The organism is Roseibium sp. ROS1 (assembly GCF_054658215.1).
Window position 1 is genome coordinate 229,347 of the sequence record NZ_BAAGIG010000003.1, and the last position, 17,869, is coordinate 247,215.

Consider the following 17,869-nt stretch of genomic DNA (forward strand, 5'->3'; position numbering starts at 1 on the left):
CATGATTTCATTCTGCCGCCGGTGGCGGCGGGTGGCCTTCGTGAGACTCCATGTAGCCTTCGATGCTGGCCTCGAGATCGGCCATGGACTCACCGCCAGCCATCAGGTCCGCGATCTGTTCGCGGGTCTTCTCGCCCTTGCGGAAATCAGCGGCAACAGCGCCGCGAATTAGAACCGCGAAGTGATCGCCGACCGCCATGGCATGCATCACCTGGTGGGTGATAAAGATGACCGCGAGGCCACGTTTCTTGGCTTCGTTGACAATGCGCAGGACGTGTGCGGCCTGCTTGACGCCAAGTGCTGCCGTCGGCTCGTCCAGGATGAGGACCCGTGCCCCGAAATAGACAGCCCGTGCGATGGCGAGCGACTGGCGTTCGCCGCCCGACAGACCACCGACCAGACGGTCGCCGTCCGTAATCCGGGTGATGCCGAAATCCTGCACCGACTTGACCGCCACCTCATTGGCCTTCTTCCGGTCGAACACCTTGAACGGGCCCCAGCCCTTGGTTGGCTCGACACCGGCAAAGAAGTTCCGCCCAATCGACATCAGCGGATAGGTCCCGCCGAACTGGTGAACGGTCGCGATCCCCATTTCCTGGGCATCTTTCGGCCGCGCGAAGTGGACCGGTTTTCCGTCCATCAGCATTTCGCCACGGGTTGGCTGGTGCACGCCTGAGAGCGTCTTGATGAGTGTCGACTTGCCGGCACCATTGTCGCCGAGAAGGCAGAGGACTTCTCCTTCGTGCACTTTCAGGGAAATTTCGTGCAGGACGTCGATCGGGCCGAAGGACTTGTCGACGTTACGCATTTCCAGAACGGGTGTTTTGTCTGACATGGCTAGGTCCTCACTTTTTCTTTGTGGTCGACGCGCTCGTCGCCATGTTTCGGAACGTGTCGTTCATCAGGACTGCGATCAGAAGCATCACCCCGATGATGAGGTTCGACAGGTTTCGGTCAAAGGTCGTAAAGTTGATGCCCTGCTGGACGATCGCGAGCGTCGCAGTGCCGAAGGCAATGCCCAGGACGTTGCCGAAGCCACCGGTGAGAAGCACGCCGCCAACGACGACTGCGATGATCGTGTTGAAGATCATGGTGAACTGCGTCGTGGTGCTGGCGGAGTTCGACAGAATGGTTTCACTGATGCCGACAAGAGATGCAGCCATTGCGGTCAGCATGAACAGGCCGATCTTGAGCTTGTCGATCGGGATACCGGCATTGCGCGCGCTGTCCTGGTCGCCGCCGAGCGCGAACACCCAGTTGCCCCAGGGCGAGACATGCAGGAAATAGTAGCAGGCTACGATCATCAGCAACCAGATGAAGACCGAGCTCTGCACCCCTTGCCATAGCGTGATCGCGTTGTCTGCACCGCCAATCCGGAACGTGTGATAGGTGCCGAAGACAAATTCCGAGAGCCCATCAGTGTTGCTGTCCGGCAGGCCGAGCTGCGTGGTGTCCGTCAGCAGGATCGACAGGAACAGGGTCAAGCCGCCAACAGCGAAGAGCGTCGCAAGCGTGACGATCAGCGATGGCACTTTGGTCCGCGTTACCAGCATGCCGTTGATCCATCCGATGCCCCCTGCAATGAGCAGGGTGACCAGGATCCCGACCCAGATGTTCAGCCCGTAGAAACCCACGGCAATTGCAAGTGAGATCTTGGCCGCCGGCACCATCGCGCCGACGGAGATATCAAGCTCGCCCGCGATCATCAGAAAGCCGATCGGTATGGCGATAATGCCCACCGTCGATGCAAAGTTCAGCCAACTGGCGGCGCCGAGTGGGCTGAGAAAATTGCGATCCCAGCCGAAATAGCTGAAGAACAGGAAGATGATCAGCAGCCCGGCGAATGCACCGACTTCAGGACGGCGAAACAGTCCGAGAAGGTCGAAGCCGTCGAGGCTCGGCACCGAATTGTTGTTTTGTGTGGCGTCGGTCATTGTGTGTGTCCCTGCAGTGCTGCGGTGGACTGCCCGGCAAGCCGTGCATGAGTGTTCAGACTTGCCCCGGCCGCTTGGTCCGGCCGGGGCTGTTCGAGTGTCAGCGTGCGCCGAGCTTGACGCCTTCCAGCGCGCTTTCGATGTTCGAGGCATCGACGATGGCCGGGCCGGTGAGAACCGGGTCGGTCGCGATCTCGGTACCAAACTTCAGATGCGCGAACAGCATTGAGGTGGCCAGGAAGCCCTGCAGGTAAGGCTGCTGGTCGATGGCCATGGTCTGCTGACCTTCAGCGATCCGCTCCAGAACGGCTGGGCTCATGTCGAACGTTCCGATCATCTGCTTGCCACCGATCTGGCCGACAGCGTTTGCAGAAGCGTCAGATGCCCAGGCAGCAAGGTTGATGATGGCGTCGATGGACTGATCGCCGATGAGTTCGGCTTTGATCGATTCCGCGGTACCGGTCACGTCACCGTCGAGATTGGCCGGAACGCGCAGGGTTGTTACCTTGGCACCGGCTTCGGACGCTCCGTCAGTCACGCCCTTGCAACGTGTTTCAAGGTTGACGGCACCAGGCACCTGAATGTGGCAGAGGATGTGTTTTGCACCTTTTTCGGCCAGATACTTGCCGCCCGCGACACCCGCGACGTATTCGTCAGAGCCGAAATAGTTGATCGCACCGAGGTCGTCCTTGACGTCCTGACCGGCGTTGTACTGTATGATCACGATGCCCTGCTCGGCAGCGGCCTTCAGGGCCGGCACCTGTGCATCCGGCACCCAGACCGGAATGGCGATACCGTCAACTCCCTGCGCGACAGCCTGATTGATCAGGGTCACGAGATCCGGGCCGAAATTGTCGTAGTTCGGGGTGCGCAGATAGTTGACCGTGCCGCCGTTTGCCTCAACCATCAGCGTCGCATCATCGACGCCCTTCTTGATCAGGTTGAAGAAGCCGTCTTCGATCGAACCTGCGATCACGGCGATGTTCTGCGCCATGGCGCTGGTTGACATCATGACAGCAACCGTTGCCGCTACAATTGTCTTTCCGAATTTCATATTACTTCCTCCCATAGACCGTCGACTGACGGGGTCTTCTCCAGAGTTGGGTCGATATGGGCATCATCAGTTCCTCCCAGATGATGCCCGTTCCTTGCCTGTCCTTGCGTCCGGTTCGTCTCAGCGTTTTGCGAACCCGTCAGTCGGTGCCAGGCAAATCCTTGGTCTTGTCACATCACGTGTGCCCTGATCTCGTCCTCACACTTCAATCAGGCCTCCATCACACGGGGTTTTGGCGCTGTTTCTCGTTTCTTCGCTCCGGGCGCATACGAGAGCGCAGCGCGCCGGAAAATCTCGTTCAGGGCAACTGCGACAAGCAACATCAGGCCGACGATCAGGTTCGACCAGTTCCGGTCGATATCGGTGAAGTCGATGCCCTTGGTGACAATCGCGAAGGTGATCGTGCCAACGAAAACACCCGCGACCGAGCCGTACCCGCCGGTTAGAAGCACGCCGCCGACAACCACACTGACAATGATGTTGAAGATGTCGTTCATGCCGCCCGACACCTGCGCGGAGTTGAACAGGATTGCGTGGCACATGCCGACAAAGGAGGCCGAGGTAGCGGTCAGGATGAAGAGCAAAATGGTGATACCGTCGACCGGGATCCCGGCATTGCGTGCGCTTTGCTTGTCGCCGCCGATTGCGAAGATCCAGTTGCCGTATTTGGTCTTGTGCATCACGAACCAGAAGACGACCGCGATAATCACCCACCAGACAATAACTACCTGGTGACTGCCGCCGAACATCAGATGACCAAAGACTGTCTTGGCCCAGTCGGGGGCATTCAGCGGTACGGAAGCGCTGCCTGTGAGAAGTTTTGAGCCAGCCAGGACAATGCCTTGCATGGCCACCAATGTAGCCAGGGTGATAATCAGCGTGGGCACAGTCGTACGCACAGCCAGGACGCCGTTGATCGCGCCGACAATCACGCCGATGGCGAGTGCGCCAAGCACTGCGAAGATCATCGGCAGCTCGTAGTATCCGGAGATAATCGCGGTCGTCATCGCGCCGGCGGGGATCATGGCTCCGATGGAAATGTCGATCTCGCCGGAAATCATCAGCAGACCAACCGGGATCGCGACGATTCCAATACGCGCAGCGTAGTTCACCCAGCTCGCAGCGTTGAAGAGCTGTCCGAGATCGACACCGCCGATCACCACGTAGAAGGCGATCACACCGATCAGGCTCAGGATGGCTGCGGTGGCGGGTTTACGGAACAGGCTTGCGATCATGTCCATTGCTCAGCCCTCACTTCTTCTTCGCCGCCGCGCTCGTGGCGAGCGCTCGGAAGGTATCGTTGGACAGGACCGCCGCCAGCAGGAGGGCGCCGATAATGATCGAACCGATGTTCGGGTCGAGCGAGGCAAAGAAAATGCCCTGATTGACGACTGCGAAGGTCATGGTGCCGAGCACGATGCCGACAATCGACCCCGAGCCGCCGGTCAGCAACACACCGCCGATCACCACGCACATGATCGAGTTGAAGATGAAGGCCTGTCCACCGGCGACCTGGGCAGTCTGATAGGTCATGACCTGCACGACACCGACAAAGGCAGCCGCAAATCCGGAAGTCATGAAGAGGCCGATGGTGACCTTGCTGGTCGGTATTCCGGCATTGCGCGCACTCTCGCGGTCTCCGCCGATCGCAAACGCCCAGTTCCCAAGTGGGGAAACATGCAGGAAATAGAAAAAGACAGCGACGAAGCCCAGCCACCAAAGGATCGCAACGTTGAACATGCCATTGATGAACTGGCCGAGCAGTGCCTTGGTCAGCGGGTCCGGGACGTAGGAAACGCTGGTCGATCCACGGATCAGAACCGCGAAGCCGAGCGTCAGTCCCATGACCGCAAACATCACGCCGATGGTAACGATCAACGAGGGGATTGGCGTGCGGGTGACGAGAATGCCGTTCACGAAGCCGACCAGCAACCCGACGCCGAGGCCACCCGCGATCCCGACGAAGGCCGGCAGATCGTAGTGGCCTGACAGCATCGCCGTCATCATGGCCGACGCGGGTACGACGGACCCGACCGAGATATCGAGTTCCCCGGCAATCATCAAAAGACCGACGGGAAGCGCGATGATGCCGACTTCTGCCGCAATGTTCAGCCAGCTGGACCAGCCGGGAGCACCCAGAAAGACGGGTCCGCCGAGAATGGCAAAGAAGGTGTAGACGACGACGAAACCGATCAGGGACCCGGTTTCGGGACGACGGACCAGCTGGCCTGGCGAAAACCCCTTTCCACGAGTTTGAGTGTGCGTCGACATCTTGAGCGTTACCTGTCTGCGCCGGTTGTCAGATGGGGCCTGGCGCGTTTTTTTTGTTTTGATTTTTGTGGGGTCGCCCTGAAAGCGGGCGACCCGATCGTTCCTGGGATTCCTAGCGGGCGCCGGCTTCGACACCTGCAATGACCAGGTCAACGTTGCTGCTGTCGATGACGCCCGGACCGGTGAGAATTTCACGGGTCGGAATGGTCGTGCCGTACATGACGTGGTTGTTCAGGATCGACACGGCGAAGAAACCCTGCTGGTAACCTTGCTGGTCAATGGCGCAGGCTTGTGTGCCTTGCTGTATGTTGGCCAGGATAGAGTCGTTGAAGTTCATGCCACAGACATGAACCTGTCCCTGCTTGCCAGCCTGCTGGATACCCGAGACGGTCGCGTTGGTGTCGCCGTCGCCGATCGCGAACATCGCGTCGATGTCCGGGTTCTGCAACAGGTGCGCCCGCACTGCCTGGGCAACGGCAGTCGCATCGCCAAAGGCAGTCGCAGGCAGCTGCAGGACTGTACCGGTGCCACCGGCGGCGGCAAGGCCATCGTTGAAGCCGCTACAGAACGCTTCGATATTGGCAGCCCCCGGCAGCGTGTTGACGCATGCGCCGTTCTTGTGGCCGGCCTTGCCGAGGTATTCCCCACCAGCATAACCGGATTTGTAATCAACGGCACCGACATAGTTCATTGCGCCCAGACGGTCGGCCGCTTCGATACCGCCCGCGTTGTAGATCACGAGCGGAATGCCGGCATCGACAACAGCCTTGAAAGCCGGATCCATGGCTTCAGGAACCCAGTCAGGACCGACAATCGCATCCGCACCCTGATCGATCGCCTGGCGGATCAGTTCAGCTGCGTCCGGGCCAAGGTTGTCGTAGTTCTGCGGGCCAAGCCAGGTAACGGATCCGCCCTGGGCCTCAGCAACCTTACCGGCGTCTTCTGCACCCTTTTTCACCCGTGACCAGAACGGATCGTCCGGCTTGCCGCCGATGACGAAGATGTCCGCTGCGATTGCATTGGTGGCGATGATCGCGGTAGCGGCCGCCACCACAAAGGTCTTGATCAGTTTCACTTCAGTCTCCTCCCTAAAGCCTTTGGCGAACAGGTCTCCTCAGAGCTTGGTACATTTGGGCACACCCTTGTTCCTCCCGGATGCGAGCCCTCTCAACTTGCTTCGACCACCTTCCGATCCATCGCTCGCGTCGCGAAACAACTGGCAGGTGCCAAGCAATTCCGTCTCGGCTATTCAGCCGGCACTGCCGTGTTGCGCTGGCTGGTCCGCGCTTTCTTCTGGCGAAAACGTTCCTTCATGCGCTCGTCGGCTTCCTTCGTGCCGTCGTGCCAGGTACCGAACCACCGGTCCCAGGGCAGAACGCCGTCGTCGCAATAGTTCACCTCGAAGTACTTGTGGTGCAGGTAGTGCGCGTAGGCGTGGCTGTTGACAGCCGTATCCTCGGTGACTTCCAGCTTGTCGAAGCCGATGTGTCCCACCACCGCGCCATAGGCTGCCAGGTTCCACTGCCACACAACGACGAACGGGTTCGACCAGAGTACCAGGTGATAGAAGAGCGTTGCGAAGTAGAGCAGGCCTTCGACCGGATGCATCGACATGGACGACCACGGGCTCGGATTGATCGAGTTGTGGTGGACCGAATGAATCCAGCGGTAGAGCGGGCCCCAGTGAATGGCGCGGTGAATGAAGAAGAAGTGGGCCTCATGCAGAAGCGGCGACACCAGGATCATGGTAACGAACCAAACCGGGTTGCTGTCCAGGCTCACCATCGGCACCGCCCCGGAGGCAAACAGCCAGAGCACCAGAACTTCCACGGCTGTCCCGATCGGAACCGTCACGAGGATCGTGCGCAGGAAGTTGTCGAGGTTCTGGCTCTTGAACCAGAACACATCCGAAGGCTGTTCTGCGGGAAAGTTGCCGTTGTACTTGAAGCGTCTGGCCTGCTTGCGCTGAACGTAGTAGCGCAGTTCAAACGCTCCATAGAAAAAGAAGATGCCGCCCATGTTCACGGCAAGAAGCGTCATCGTCCAGACCCAGGAGAGGACCGACATCACTTCCTGCGACGGTAGAACCAGGAACCAGTAGGCCAGCGAGATGGCGAAGAAGGTCAGGTTCCAGCCGCTCAGGTAATCCTTGAAGAACCGAAGCGCTGCCCTGAGGGTTACCTTGCCGCTCCAGGGAAGCTTCAGGGCCTCGTTCGGGCGCCAGTTGCCACGCTTGTCGCGGGTGCCGAAATGAAGATCTTCCATGGTCTCGCCCTCACCCTGCAACCCGTGACCGGGAAGCCTTGGCATTGACGCGTTCCTTCTTCTTGCGGAAGCGCTCCTTCATTTGTTCTTCAGCTTCTTTCGAGCCGTCGTGCCAATAGCCAAACCACTTGTCGAGCGGGACCAGGCCGTCTGCGCCGTAGTTCACCTCGAAGTATTTGTGGTGCAGGTAATGGACATAGGCATGGCTGCCGAGAGCCTTCTCGTCGGTCAATTCGAGCTTGTCGAAACCGATGTGTCCGTTGATCGCGCCGAAGCCGGTGCCATGCAGCTGAAAAAGCATCACGATCGGGTTTGACGGGATGATCAGGTGCCAGAAGATTTCGGCAAAGTAGAGCGCCGATTCCACAGGATGCATCGACAGCGACGACCAGGGGCTCGGGTTGATGGAGTTGTGATGCACGGAGTGGACGTGTTTATAAAGGAACGGCGTATGGATCAGCCGATGAATGCAGAAGAAATGCACTTCGTGGATCGCAGGAACCAGCAACACGAGCAGGCTCAGCCATAGCCAGTTGTCATCCCAGTTCAGCCAGGTTGCCCAGCCGTTTGCAAACACCCAGAGCGCAACAACTTCACAAAGCGTCCATAGTGGGATCGACACCAGATAGGTGCGCAGGAAATTGTCCAGGTTCTGGCTCTTGAACCAGAAAACGTCGGACGGATGTTCCGACGGGAACTTGGCATTGTACTTGAACCGCGTGCCCTGCTTGCGCTTCACGTAGTAGAAGAGCTCGACCGCGCCGTACATGACGAAGATGCAGACTGCATTGACCGCGAACAGCCACAGCGCCCATCCCCAGGACAGTGTCTTCAGTGTTGCGACGTCCGGAATGACAAAGAACCAGTAAAGCAAGGCCGTCGCCATGTGGAAGGCATTCCACGGCCACAGATACTCAAGGAACCAATGGCCGATCTCCTTGAAATTGCCCGTCCAGAACGGTGCAATCTGCGCCAAGGCGTTTGGCGACCAGTTTCCGCGCTTGTCGCGGGTCCCGTATTTGAGATCGTCCATTTTTTCCTCCCGACCGATGTCTGATGCCCTGCTGGAGCGCCGCACCGGATTGACAGAAGGATGCCCGAATGACACAAAAATAATCAATAAGCTTCAGAATGGAATATTTATTTCATACCAAATTGTTTCAATGATATAGAATAATGAGACAAAATGAGATAACCAAACGTCATGACACGACCAACGATCAAGGATCTGGCGGACGCCGCGGGTGTTTCCGTCTCGACTGTGAACCGGGTGTTGAGCGATGCCTCTTCCGTACGCAAGCCAACGAGAGAACGCGTTCGGCATGCCGCAGAGCGCATCGGCTTCTATGGCCTCGGCACCATCGACTACTCAATCCGCGAGAGTGCCGAGGTCCATCGCCTCGGCATCCTGCTGCAACAGGGCAATCGGTCCTTCTATCGCGATCTCGGTGCTGTGCTTACCGAGGCAGCAGAAGACTACCAGGACGGCCGGGTGGAGTTGGTTCTTGAATTCCTCGACGACCTGTCCCCGAACAACGTCGCCGACCGGCTTCTGGCGATCTCCGGCGATTGCGACGCTATTGCCCTGGTGGCGGCGGAGCACCCGCTGGTTTCAGAAGCGATCGACACCGTGCTTCGCGCGGGCACATCGGTCTGCGGGCTCGTCGCTCCGCTCTCCGCCCGAGGCAATGTCGGCTATATCGGCCTCGATCACTGGAAGGTGGGTCGGACGGCTGCCTGGGCCTTCGACAGGATGTGCCGTGAACGTGGCAAGATCGGCATCCTTGTCGGCAACCACCGCTACAGAAACCAGGACCTCAACGAAAGCGGCTTCCGCTCGTATCTGCGCGAGCACAATTCCGGCTTCGCCTTGCTGGAACCACGCTCAACCTTTGAATCCGCAGCCGTCGCCCGGGAAATGACCGAAGAGCTTTTCAAGGAGCACCCGGACATGTGCGGCCTCTTCATTTCGGGCGGCGGCGTCACCGGCGCGGTCGGGGCCCTGCGCGACATCAATCCGGGAAAGGATTTCATCAGTGTCGGCTATGAACTCATCGATGTCACCCGTGCAGCCCTGATCGACGGTTTCCTGACCATGGCCATCTGCCACCCGATGAAGCAAATGGCCCGCGAAACCATCGCAGCCCTCGTCAAGGCCAAACGAACAGGCCCGGATGTCGGCGCGCAGAGCGTGACACTCGGATTTGAGATCTACACGTCGGAGAATGTCTAGAGGCTCAAACCCGCTTGAACAAGAAACCAAGTGGCGGGAAATGTCTGCTATCGCGACCGAGTGGAGACTTGGGGAACGTCAGATGTGGGGCCGTGAAGCTGACGTTAATTGACTAACAGACACAGGTCCTTTTCCTTGCGGCTTGCCATGGTCGCTGATATCCGAGCAGTCGACCTCGGTGCCTCACTGTGGATAGTTGGTGGTGTTTCGTAGACGCCGCGTTGAACGGTTGGCCCGAGAACTCCTATTGCTGTTCCTAATCAATAGGATTTTGGCATTCCCGATGGCCCCAGAGGCGATTTCATATTCCGCTGCTGATCTTGCTGCGATGGCCCGTGCGCTTCGAGTAACGCCGGCAGAGGTCCTGTCTCGCCGGCATCGTTTTGATCAGGCTCTTTTCTGGAGCGGCTTGGGTCGGGTGAGGTCGAACCTTGTCCCGGGTGCGAACCTGATTGACCGTGTGACGAAGCTTCAGAACAGCCTGGCCCGCTTTCTGCGGCAGGCTTATGCGCTTGCCCGACGAGACGGCGAAGACCTCCCGGCAGACATTGCTCCAGAGGAGCTTCCCACACCGTCTCCAGCCCGATATCGCGCGATGGCCGACGCTGTGTTCCAGTGCCTCGGCGTTGACCCTGCAGACGCTATCGACGGGATCGAGGACCGGGCGCTTTCGAACGCCCTGAGCGAGCCGACTGACCGTGATGAACAGCCCCTGACCGCTCTTGTCGTCTCGCTGGCCGCGTTTGACAAGGACAGAGCAGGCGCAATCGACGCGGCCCAGAACCTCACCCACCGCTGCACCCGGTCTATCGAAGACCTGACCAGAATTCGCGGCCTGACCGTACAACCCGGCCACCACGGCGATGGGCAGATCAACAGCTGGCTGGACGATATGCTCGGTCTGTATGAAGAGCTCACCGGCAAACCCGTCGGCATGTCGGTTGCTGCTCCTGGAAGCGACCGCGCCGGCGAAGTCTCGGGTCGCCTGTTCGATTTCCTGGTCGCTGCCGGCAAGCCGATTGGCCTGGAGTTTTCGCCGGACGCCTGGCGCAGCCGGGTGCGCACTGCCCAAAGAAGCGTCCAAAGAAGCGACAAACAAAAACAAAGTTGATTTGGCCATTTAGCGCCGCCAGCCACGCCCTCGTATTTTCCGGGCATGGCGGCAAGGCATTCAGACAAATCTCAAGAGAACAGAGCGGACCTCAAGGCATTGGTCCGGCTGCTGGCGATTGCTGAAGCCCGCCGCCAGTTCAGCTCTTCGACGCCAAACACCTCCCACGATATCCCTGATCTGTTCTCCCCTTCCCAACGGAACGGCAAGTGATGCCCGGCCGAACGCATTACAGCGCGAGCGAGATCGCCGATGCCCTCGGCAAGACCGAGCGCACGGTGCGCCGCTGGATCGCAGAAGGCAGCCTGCCGTCGGTCAAGATCGGCGGCTCGCGGCTGGTCGCGGTGGCGGAGTTCAACCGGCTCCTCGGCATCGAAGACTGGACCCTGCCCGACCTTGGGCAGCGCGCAGAAGCGCACAAGTAAAACACACAACTATCAAGAACTTGGAACCAACTCGGGAATACTCATGCCAAGTAATCGTTCCATCTATTATGGTATATAGTTCCCGAATGTCACGATTTTACACCACATTTCACAAAGAGGCAAAAGAATGCAGAACACCAGTCAAGCAACTTTCAAACCGACCGATGTTGTGACGCTCGCAAATGCAGTGGAGAGTGTGAAGGACATGCCTATCAGTGACATGCTGAAGCGTGACCGCATCTCCGCCGTCAATCGGATTTCCGATCTCGCTGACTTCCCTTTGCACAAGCCTATCGTCGGCCTGGAAGAGCTGCGAACCGCGTTCTGGTCGATCCGCCCGCTAGCACAAGGCATGACGGCAAAAACGCTGTCCAACCTGCGCAGCCTGTTTCGGACGAGCCTGGAAGATGTCGGCCTGCTGGACCCGGAATACAGGGGCGCAGCGCTCAGTCATCCGGAATGGGGCCCCCTCGTCAGACACGTCCAGATGGACAAACGGCTCACCGATGGCATGGCAAGTTTTGCCAACTGGTGCGCGGCAACCGGGAGAGCACCTGCCGACGTCAGTGACGAAGCGGTCCAACTCTTCCACACCTGGCTGACGACGAGAACCTTGAAGCAAAAGCCCAAGGACATCGCCCGGCGGGTTCCGCGGCTGTGGAACGAGGCATGCGAACGGATCGAGGAATGGCCTTCGATCGGGCTTTCACCGATTTCCTTCAAAGCCCCGAGCTTGCACCTGCCGATCGATGCCTTTCCGATCTCCTTCCAGAGGCAGGTCGAAGTCTATCTGGAAGGACGACGCGCACCGGACCCCTTCGATCTCAGTGACAAGGCGCCGAAGAAAGCGCTCAAGGCCTCCACCTTGCGCCAGCAAAGGGAACACATCCGCCTGGCGGCATCCGTCCTTGTTCAAACCGGAACGCCCGTCGCGACAATCCTGTCGCTCGCCGATCTCGTCAATCAGGACGCAATGAAGAAGGTCCTGAGACACTATCATGACAAGGCAGAAGGCAGACCCAATGCCTTTGCTGTCAGCCTCTCAAAAACCCTGCTTCAGATTGCCAGGTACCACCTAGATCTGGCGCCGGAAGAACTCGCCGTTCTGCGCAAGATGGCAAGCCGGCTTCCGGCTCCGGCCCACGATCTCACCGACAAGAACAAGGCGATGCTGCGCGCCTTCGACGGGGAGGCGATGCGGGCCCGATTGCTGCATCTGCCCGAACAGCTTCTGGGAGAGGTCAAACGCGCCTTGAGCGACGACCAGGTTCCTTTCGTGAAGGCACAGGTGGCAATCGCACTGGATATTCTGCTTGTGGCTCCCCTCCGCCCACAGAACCTGATTGCGATGGATAGCCGTGCCCATCTCAGCGACCTCTCTGGGCCGCGCGGACCAATGCGCCTGCGGATCCCTGCCGAGGAGACCAAGACCGGCCAGCGGGATCTGATCCGCGAGATCCCGACGGACGTTGCAATGCGCCTTCGCTGGTACAGGCAGATGATCCTGCCAAGACTTGGTGCAGACCCGATGGGGCCTCTGTTTGTCAATCGAAGCGGCGGGCGCAAGACCCAGCCGACACTCAGTGTGCAGATAACGGACGTGCTTTCGGAGCGTCTGGATATCCATATGACGCCGCACCAGTTCAGGCACTTTTCGGCAGCCCTTTACCTGGATGCCCGGCCGGAGGATTTCGAGACTGTCCGCCAACTCCTGGCCCACTCCTGGTCCAAGACCACCCAGATCTATGCGGGGCTTTCGACACGCCGTGCAAGCAAGGCGTTTTCCAGCCTGGTCGTCAGCAAACGCGACGCGCTGAAGACCAGGCAACAACGCGGCAAACGGTAAGGAGCGCGATCAGATGAAGCATCTACCGATCGAGCAATGGCCAGTCGAAGACCTCAAGGCCCTCACAGGCGCGTTCGAACCCGGAGACATCTTCGATGAGGATCTCGGCGCAGGCGCCCACCTCAGCGAAGGCAGCCGGCGCAAGATCACTTTTTCATATCGCAGATGGCTCGGGTTTCTAAAGGAACACGACCCGGCCGCTTTGGGAGCTCCCCTTGCGGAGCGAGTAACCCGCGATCGGGTGCGCGCCTATGTCAATGACCTCGCTCCTACCAACCGGCCGACCTCCATTGCGATCCAGATCGAGGGGCTGTTTCTGGCAATCCGTCTGATGTATCCTTCCCGCAACTGGAGTTGGCTTCAACAGATCGGTTACAGGGTCGCCGCAAACGGCCGGCCGCTCGATCGTTTCGACAGATTGGCACCGCCCTGGCGCGTTCTGGATCTCGGGTTGGATCTGATGGACACGGCCGATGAGCTTCAGGGCAGAACCCACAAGGCACTGGAGGTCCAGTTTCGCGACGGTCTGTTGATCGCGATCTTGAGCCTGTGTCCACTGCGGCGCAGGAGCCTGGCAGCCTTGAGTGTCTCGGGACATTTCCTCAAGACCGCGGACGGATACGCGCTCCTGCTCCCGGCCGAGGACACCAAGGCACATCGGTCAGAGGAGATCTGCTTGCCTGGCCTGCTGACGCCCTACCTCGAACGTTACCTCTCCGATATCCGTCCCAAACTCCTCAGAGCCGATCCCCACGACATGTTCTGGGTGTCCTGGCGCGGACGCCCGCTCTGTGATGCCCAGATCTACGACAAGTTTCGATACCTGACCGGCAAGGCATTCGGCAAGGGCATGGCGCTCCACCACATGCGCAGGTCAGCAGCAACCCACCTTGCCATCGACTGTCCCGACAAGGTCGGCCTCATTCCCGCCGTTCTACAGCACAAAAAAATGGAAACGTCTGAAGCACATTACAATCTGGCGAACTCCGCCCGAGCCAGTTCCAGTTACGTTTCCCTGATCAAATCGAAGCGCAAGACAAGACGCGTAAAGGAGACCTCGTGATGCGTGTTGCCATTTACGTCCGCTATTCGTCGGATCTGCAATCGGAAGCCTCGATCGAGGATCAGGTCGAGATCTGCAAACGCCTGGCAAAGGCACAGGGCTGGCAGGTGGTCGATATCTATTCGGACCGGGCAACCAGCGGGGCGAGCACTCTCAACCGCTCTGGCTACCGGCAGCTGGAACAGCGTCTGTCCAACAAATCATTCGACATGGTCCTTTGCGAAGGGCTCGACCGTCTGGCACGGCGGCTGAGTGATGTCTCCGCGCTTTACGACCAGTTGGCCTTCAACGGGATCAGGCTGCACACGGTGCAGGCCGGAGAGATCACCCAGCTCCATATCGGTTTGCTTGGGACGATGAGCGAACTCTTTCTCTCGGACCTGAAGGCCAAGACCAAACGCGGGCAACTTGGCAAGGCCCTCCAGGGCAAGATCCCGGGTGGTAAGGCCTATGGATATGACATGAGCACGGATGCGGGTGAGCGAACAATCAATCCACGTGAAGCCGACATCATCCGCCGGATCTTCCGAGACTATGCTTCCGGCATCAGCCCACGCAGTCTGGCAAGAACGTTGAACACTGAAGCCGTTCCCGGTCCAGACGGTCGGCCATGGCGCGATACAACCATTCGCGGCCAGGTGGATCGCGGAACCGGCCTCCTCAACAATGCGCTTTATGTCGGGCGCCTTGAATGGAACAGGTGTTCCTACGTCAAGGATCCGGTGACCGGCAAACGTGTTGCCCGCATAAATCCCAAAGACAATTGGGAAGTGGTTGAAGTTTCCCATCTTCAGATCGTCGGCAACGACTTCTGGCAGAGCGTCAAGGAGCGGCAGGCATCAAACCGGACCCTCATGGCCCGCGATGCGACCGGCAATGCGCTGAACCGGGTTCACCGGAAGAAGTTCCTGTTTTCAGGCCTCCTGACCTGCGGCTGCTGTCAGGGTGCCTATACCATCATGGGCAAGGACCGCTACGGCTGCTCAAATCGCAATCGGGGCAAGGCCACCTGCTCAAATGGCAAAACGATCAAGCGTCAGGCCCTTGAAGCAAGAGTTTTGAAGGGCCTGAAGTCCAATCTGGTGTCTCCGGAACTCATCAGCGTGTTCGTCGAAGAGTACGCCAAAGAGATCAATCGTCTAAATGCCACCAGCCGAACAGAGCTCGAAGCTCTTGAAGCCAACCTTGCGGCAACCGGGTCCAAAATCAATTCGATCATCAAGGCGATCGAGGATGGCCTCTATTCCCCAGCGATGAAGACACGGCTTCAGGATCTGGAACATCAGCATCTGGAGCTAGTCGCCAGGATTGATGCCCTATCGCACGCGGCGCCCGCGTTCACACCCCATCCCAACCTTCATGAAGCCTATCTGCGTCAGGTGCAGAGACTTGAAGAAACGTTGAACGAACCTTCGATCCAGGCTGACGCGATCGATCTGATCCAGTCTCTGGTCACCAAGATTATCTTGGCGCCGGATCCGGCCAACGCTCAGCTGTCAATCACCATTCAGGGCGATCTTGCGCGGATTCTGTCGGTGTGTGCTGAAGTGGGAGGTACAAACAAAAACAGCCCTGACTTTGGTAAGTCAGGGCTGATGTCGGTGGTTGCGGGAGCAGGATTTGAACCTGCGACCTTCAGGTTATGAGCCTGACGAGCTACCGGGCTGCTCCATCCCGCGCTCCGTGGCCGAGGCCGTCGCCGCGCTCAGCACCGGGGCGTCATTGGTGCCGTGGACTGTGATATCGATCCGGTGCGTGGTGCCGTCGGCCGAGTGCACCTCATAGATCGCATGACCCACTTCGCCCGCTGCAAGCGCCTGGATGGCGGGGTTGGTGTTGTCGACGCTATAGCCCCAATTCCCCGAGGGGCCGATGTGCAAGCTGCCGCCGAATGGGTCCGAGACCGCGTGTTCGCCGAACCGGCTGAATTGAAAATGGTTGAAGGCCGTGCCGTCCGGATCGTGGACGGTCAGGGACCCGCTGGTGGCGATGGTGTGCGAAGAGGAATGGTCGACATTCCGATCCTCGGTGATGTCACCCGTGTCGGTGCCGGTGATGATGGCGGCATCCGGTGTGGCCCCCAGAGTCAGAGAGGCTGTCTGGGCGGTGCTTCCACCGTGACCGTCGGTGACCTGGTAGCTGAGCGTGACCGGGCCGTTGTAATCCGGGTCCGGGGTGAAGGTGAAGCCGTGCGCGGCATCACCGGTGATGGTCCCGTGGCTTGCAGACAGACCAGTCACGGAGAGCGTATCTCCGGTGTCGATATCGGTGGCATGGGCCAGCAGCTGTGCCGCCGAGATCTGGAAAGAATGATCTTCCGTTCCTCTGCCGAGATCGACCGGGCTGGACACAACGGGACCGTCATTGCTGCCGGTGACCGTGATGACGAGATTCTGCGTATCCGTCGCCCCGGCGTGGTCGGTTACTGTCACCGGGATCGTCAGCTGCTGGGTCTGGCCGGCGGCAAGGTGCTGATAGGTCGCATGGCTTGGGTCGAAGCTCCAGGACCCGTCCTGGTTCATGGTAAAGCCGTCGACCGCCTGACCGGCCGCGAAGGTCTTTGTGTCGCCGTGATCGACGTCGGTTGCCACCATCTGGCCGGTGACGGACTTCCCGTCCTCCGTCGCCGAGGCCGTCGCAGCCTTCAACACAGGGGCGTCGTTGGTGCCGGTGATAACGACCCGCAATTGATGAGACGTTCCGTCCGCGCTCTGAACCGTAATTCTGTCGGTCAGTGCGTCTCCTGGCTTCAGCCCCTGGACGGCCGCCTGGGCGTTGTCGGCGTGGTAATTCCACTGGCCGTCGGCGTGAATTTCGAAATGTCCATAGGCACCTGCCCCGGCAGGACCGGTGACCTCGGTGAAGTGATCCTGTCCTGGATCAGGGTCGACGATCTGCAATTTGCCGCCGGCAACCAATGATCCTGAAACGACGTTCCGATCTTCCGTCGCAACGCTCGTGTCGACGCCGCTGATCTGTGCAGAAGTCTGAGATGGTGTCTGGGTCGCAATCTGGGCAGGAGTTTGCTGGGTAGTCGCCGGCGGATGCGCGCCGCCAGTGAAGGTCTGCACCCCAGTGAGCAACACGGAGGGCTGCTGCGTTCCGCCGGGAGGTTGAGTTCCTGCCGGTGGCTGTGTTCCACCAAGTGGTTGTGTGCCCGCAGGAGGTTGTATTCCGACTGGCGGAAGAGGCCTTATAGGAGCGTCCGGCAGAGCTGACACATCCACCGAAGGATGAGAGTGTGGCAGCGTTTGAGGGGCGTCTGGCACCCCCACCGAAAAGCCAGGTTGGGACACGCCCGGCGTCTGATGGAGATCGGTTTGATGACCTGATGCAGGCGCCGCATGTTCACCCTGGTAGGTACTCCTCGGTGCAGCCTGTTGCCCGGCAGCTGGCGTGGCAGGCGCAACGCTGTGAGCCTGACCTGATACATCGGCCTGAGCATGACGCGGCGACGGACTGTTTATCACGTCATCATTTAACGTTGGACGCCCTTCCTCCTCATTCTCCAGCAACTGTGTTTCGGCGAGGGGCGTATCCTCTCCTTCCGAGATTGGCGTCCATCCAAAAACTTCTTCTGGCTGGATCTTCCTGGAATCCTTGATCTCCTCCGGCGTGTTCCCCTGATCCTGCGAAGTGGCTTTTTTGTCCGGTTGATCGGCCATCA

At 59.2% G+C, this 17,869-nt stretch carries 15 protein-coding genes and 1 tRNA gene; 6 read left to right on the forward strand and 10 right to left on the reverse strand.

Annotated elements, in window-relative coordinates; genetic code table 11:
• Positions 1–7 precede the first annotated feature (7 nt).
• The 8 genes from ACYQ6M_RS17210 to ACYQ6M_RS17245 all read right to left on the reverse strand — a co-directional run bounded on the left by ACYQ6M_RS17210 (position 8) and on the right by ACYQ6M_RS17245 (position 8,557).
• Complete coding sequence (locus ACYQ6M_RS17210; protein ID WP_075284501.1) at positions 8–835, reverse strand: ATP-binding cassette domain-containing protein; 828 nt, start codon at positions 833–835, stop codon at positions 8–10.
• Positions 836–845: 10 nt separating this feature from the next.
• The gene (locus ACYQ6M_RS17215) at positions 846–1,934 is read right to left on the reverse strand and encodes an ABC transporter permease (protein WP_083660834.1); all 1,089 of its coding nucleotides are present in this window, start codon (positions 1,932–1,934) and stop codon (positions 846–848) included.
• A gap of 100 nt (positions 1,935–2,034) precedes the next feature.
• A complete protein-coding gene (locus tag ACYQ6M_RS17220; protein ID WP_460074741.1) occupies positions 2,035–2,988 on the reverse strand; it encodes a substrate-binding domain-containing protein in 954 nt (317 codons plus the stop codon).
• Positions 2,989–3,197: 209 nt separating this feature from the next.
• Positions 3,198–4,229 carry an ABC transporter permease gene (locus tag ACYQ6M_RS17225; protein WP_460074742.1) on the reverse strand — a complete coding sequence of 344 codons (1,032 nt, stop codon included), beginning with the start codon at positions 4,227–4,229 and terminating at the stop codon, positions 3,198–3,200.
• 10 nt (positions 4,230–4,239) lie between these two features.
• The gene (locus tag ACYQ6M_RS17230) at positions 4,240–5,259 is read right to left on the reverse strand and encodes an ABC transporter permease (protein WP_460074743.1); all 1,020 of its coding nucleotides are present in this window, start codon (positions 5,257–5,259) and stop codon (positions 4,240–4,242) included.
• Between the two features lie 112 nt (positions 5,260–5,371).
• Positions 5,372–6,328 (reverse strand): substrate-binding domain-containing protein, encoded by a 957-nt coding sequence (locus tag ACYQ6M_RS17235; protein ID WP_209017830.1) that lies wholly within the window; start codon positions 6,326–6,328, stop codon positions 5,372–5,374.
• A gap of 176 nt (positions 6,329–6,504) precedes the next feature.
• Positions 6,505–7,524 carry a sterol desaturase family protein gene (locus tag ACYQ6M_RS17240; protein ID WP_460075703.1) on the reverse strand — a complete coding sequence of 340 codons (1,020 nt, stop codon included), beginning with the start codon at positions 7,522–7,524 and terminating at the stop codon, positions 6,505–6,507.
• 10 nt (positions 7,525–7,534) lie between these two features.
• Positions 7,535–8,557: a sterol desaturase family protein gene (locus ACYQ6M_RS17245; RefSeq protein WP_460074744.1), complete on the reverse strand. Its 1,023-nt coding sequence runs from the start codon at positions 8,555–8,557 to the stop codon at positions 7,535–7,537.
• Between the two features lie 171 nt (positions 8,558–8,728).
• Here ACYQ6M_RS17245 and ACYQ6M_RS17250 point away from each other — a divergent pair, with 171 nt between their 5' ends.
• From ACYQ6M_RS17250 to ACYQ6M_RS17275, 6 genes are all read left to right on the forward strand, one after another.
• Positions 8,729–9,757 (forward strand): LacI family DNA-binding transcriptional regulator, encoded by a 1,029-nt coding sequence (locus ACYQ6M_RS17250; protein WP_460074745.1) that lies wholly within the window; start codon positions 8,729–8,731, stop codon positions 9,755–9,757.
• Between the two features lie 418 nt (positions 9,758–10,175).
• Positions 10,176–10,868 carry a hypothetical protein gene (locus ACYQ6M_RS17255; protein WP_460074746.1) on the forward strand — a complete coding sequence of 231 codons (693 nt, stop codon included), beginning with the start codon at positions 10,176–10,178 and terminating at the stop codon, positions 10,866–10,868.
• Between the two features lie 212 nt (positions 10,869–11,080).
• Entirely contained in the window at positions 11,081–11,293 is a 213-nt protein-coding gene (locus ACYQ6M_RS17260; RefSeq protein WP_460074747.1) for a helix-turn-helix domain-containing protein, read from the forward strand.
• Positions 11,294–11,420: 127 nt separating this feature from the next.
• Positions 11,421–13,139 (forward strand): tyrosine-type recombinase/integrase, encoded by a 1,719-nt coding sequence (locus ACYQ6M_RS17265; protein ID WP_460074748.1) that lies wholly within the window; start codon positions 11,421–11,423, stop codon positions 13,137–13,139.
• Between the two features lie 13 nt (positions 13,140–13,152).
• A complete protein-coding gene (locus ACYQ6M_RS17270) occupies positions 13,153–14,202 on the forward strand; it encodes a tyrosine-type recombinase/integrase (protein WP_460074749.1) in 1,050 nt (349 codons plus the stop codon).
• Positions 14,202–15,848, forward strand: a complete 1,647-nt coding sequence (locus ACYQ6M_RS17275) for a recombinase family protein (protein WP_460075705.1) — start codon at positions 14,202–14,204, stop codon at positions 15,846–15,848. Before ACYQ6M_RS17270 ends, ACYQ6M_RS17275 begins: the two co-directional genes overlap by 1 nt.
• On the opposite strand, the gene ACYQ6M_RS17280 is transcribed toward ACYQ6M_RS17275, so the two are convergent.
• Positions 15,805–15,881, reverse strand: a tRNA-Met gene (locus ACYQ6M_RS17280). The genes ACYQ6M_RS17275 and ACYQ6M_RS17280 overlap by 44 nt on opposite strands.
• The gene (locus tag ACYQ6M_RS17285; RefSeq protein ID WP_460075707.1) at positions 15,843–17,867 is read right to left on the reverse strand and encodes a VCBS domain-containing protein; all 2,025 of its coding nucleotides are present in this window, start codon (positions 17,865–17,867) and stop codon (positions 15,843–15,845) included. The genes ACYQ6M_RS17280 and ACYQ6M_RS17285 overlap by 39 nt, the downstream gene beginning before the upstream one ends.
• Positions 17,868–17,869 lie beyond the last annotated feature (2 nt).

Excerpts from the sequence above, each read along its gene's own strand:
- ACYQ6M_RS17210 (WP_075284501.1), bottom strand. The coding sequence starts at position 835 with ATGTCAGACAAAACACCCGTTCTGGAAATGCGTAACGTCGACAAGTCC.
- ACYQ6M_RS17215 (WP_083660834.1), bottom strand. The coding sequence starts at position 1,934 with ATGACCGACGCCACACAAAACAACAATTCGGTGCCGAGCCTCGACGGC.
- ACYQ6M_RS17220 (WP_460074741.1), bottom strand. The coding sequence starts at position 2,988 with ATGAAATTCGGAAAGACAATTGTAGCGGCAACGGTTGCTGTCATGATG.
- ACYQ6M_RS17225 (WP_460074742.1), bottom strand. The coding sequence starts at position 4,229 with ATGGACATGATCGCAAGCCTGTTCCGTAAACCCGCCACCGCAGCCATC.
- ACYQ6M_RS17230 (WP_460074743.1), bottom strand. The coding sequence starts at position 5,259 with ATGTCGACGCACACTCAAACTCGTGGAAAGGGGTTTTCGCCAGGCCAG.
- ACYQ6M_RS17240 (WP_460075703.1), bottom strand. The coding sequence starts at position 7,524 with ATGGAAGATCTTCATTTCGGCACCCGCGACAAGCGTGGCAACTGGCGC.
- ACYQ6M_RS17245 (WP_460074744.1), bottom strand. The coding sequence starts at position 8,557 with ATGGACGATCTCAAATACGGGACCCGCGACAAGCGCGGAAACTGGTCG.
- ACYQ6M_RS17250 (WP_460074745.1), top strand. The coding sequence starts at position 8,729 with ATGACACGACCAACGATCAAGGATCTGGCGGACGCCGCGGGTGTTTCC.
- ACYQ6M_RS17260 (WP_460074747.1), top strand. The coding sequence starts at position 11,081 with ATGCCCGGCCGAACGCATTACAGCGCGAGCGAGATCGCCGATGCCCTC.
- ACYQ6M_RS17265 (WP_460074748.1), top strand. The coding sequence starts at position 11,421 with ATGCAGAACACCAGTCAAGCAACTTTCAAACCGACCGATGTTGTGACG.
- ACYQ6M_RS17270 (WP_460074749.1), top strand. The coding sequence starts at position 13,153 with ATGAAGCATCTACCGATCGAGCAATGGCCAGTCGAAGACCTCAAGGCC.
- ACYQ6M_RS17275 (WP_460075705.1), top strand. The coding sequence starts at position 14,202 with ATGCGTGTTGCCATTTACGTCCGCTATTCGTCGGATCTGCAATCGGAA.
- ACYQ6M_RS17285 (WP_460075707.1), bottom strand. The coding sequence starts at position 17,867 with ATGGCCGATCAACCGGACAAAAAAGCCACTTCGCAGGATCAGGGGAAC.